2 protein-coding genes are annotated in these 1821 nt (G+C 43.4%); both read left to right on the forward strand.

All coding sequences use genetic code 11. From position 1 onward, the window contains the following. Nucleotides 1-279 precede the first annotated feature (279 nt). A complete protein-coding gene (locus WKF69_RS15560) occupies nt 280-1095 on the forward strand; it encodes an SDR family oxidoreductase (RefSeq protein ID WP_340383046.1) in 816 nt (271 codons plus the stop codon). Then, on the forward strand, nt 1096-1821 hold a 726-nt coding region (uxuA, locus tag WKF69_RS15565), incomplete at its 3' end, for a mannonate dehydratase (RefSeq protein WP_340383047.1).

The raw sequence follows: 1821 nt of genomic DNA on the forward strand, positions 1-1821 counted from the left end.
GGAAGGATTAAAATACTCTGTCGATAAAGCTGTGAAACTAAAAATTGGAAGTGCATCAAAACCTGCATCAGTAAAATTAAACGGAGTAGCAATCCGGAGCTTTACCTATGACAGCAGCAGCAAGACTATTTCACTGGATGTTCAGAGTGGTGAGGGATTATTAAGTATTACGTTGTAAGTAATACGTAATACGTTTGAACTGGTCTATTAACTTATTACCTTGCGACATTAAGCGTAGTGCATAACGTATTACGTACAACTTATTACGTATAACTTAAAATGAGCGAATTCACCCTCGAAAACAAAGTAATCATCGTAACCGGGGGTACCGGTATTCTTGGCAAATCATTTATTGAAGGTATTGTAAACGCTGGAGGGGCGGTTGGTATCCTCGGCAGGAACAAGGAGGTCGCGAATGAACGCGCCGATCTGATCAATAACAATGGGGGAAGAGCAGTTGCGCTGATTGCAGATGCGATGGATGAAAATCAGCTTATCGATGCAAAGAATAAAGTTCTTGATACTTTCGGCAAAATAGACGGACTGGTTAATGGAGCCGGGGGCAATCAGCCTGAAGGAGTTCTGCTTCCGGGAGCTGATATCTTTAAAATGAATATCGAAGGCATGAGAAAAGTGATGGACCTTAATACATGGGGGACATTAATTCCAAGCCAGATCTTTGGTGAGGCCATCGCACAAACAGCTGAGAGAGGGAGTATTGTGAACATTTCATCAATGAACTCTAAAAGAGCTGTAACCCGCGTCCTTGGATACAATATGGGTAAGGCTGCTGTTGATTGCTACAATCAATGGTTCGCCGTTGAACTTGCAAACCGTTACGGTGATAAGATCCGCATGAACGCGCTGGCTCCCGGGTTTTTTCTTACCGAACAAAACAGGAATCTACTTACAAATCCGGACGGTTCATTCACAGAACGTGGCCAAAAGGTAATAACACAAACTCCATTTAAGAGATTCGGACACCCTGATGAATTGCAGGGTGCCTTAGTTTGGCTTTTAAGCGATGCTTCTAAGTTCGTAACCGGTTCTATGGTATGTGTCGATGGTGGTTTTTCAATTTTTGGAGGGGTATAAATGAGTTCAAATACTAAGAATAACGGCAGCTTCCTTATGCAGCAAACAATGCGGTGGTATGGGCCGAAGGATCCGGTAAGCTTATCTGATATCAGGCAGGCCGGCTGTGCTGGTATAGTTACAGCACTTCATCATATCCCTAATGGGCAGGTTTGGACTGTCGGGGAAATTGAAAAACGGCGCTCGGAAGTTGAGCAGGCTGGAATGGTCTGGAGCGTGGTAGAAAGTGTTCCTGTTCATGAGAATATAAAAACGCAAACCGGTCCTTACCTGGAATATATCGAAAATTATAAGCAAAGCCTCCGCAACTTGTCAAGCTGCGGTGTCAAATGCGTTACCTACAATTTTATGCCGGTGCTCGATTGGACCAGAACTGACCTTGCGTACACAGTCGAAGACGGATCGAAAGCATTACGTTTTGAAAAGGCCGCTTTTATAGCATTTGACCTTTATATATTGAAGCGTCCTGATGCTGCAAAAGACTATACTGCCGAAGATATTGAAAGAGCTGAGAAGCGATTTTTGGCAATGTCAGATGAAGAGAAACACAGGCTAACGCGTAACATCATTGCTGGCTTGCCCGGAAGTGAAGAAAGCTTTACAATTGAGCAATTTCAGCAAGCACTGGATACCTATAAGGGGATTGATCGCGACAAGCTTCGGAGCAACCTGATTTATTTTTTGAGTGAAATTATCCCAGTTGCGCAGGAAAGTGATGTAAATATG

It is taken from the genome of Daejeonella sp. (assembly GCF_037719425.1).
Taxonomy (GTDB): Bacteria; Bacteroidota; Bacteroidia; order Sphingobacteriales; family Sphingobacteriaceae; genus Daejeonella.

Excerpts from the sequence above, each read along its gene's own strand:
- WKF69_RS15560 (WP_340383046.1), top strand. The coding sequence starts at position 280 with ATGAGCGAATTCACCCTCGAAAACAAAGTAATCATCGTAACCGGGGGT.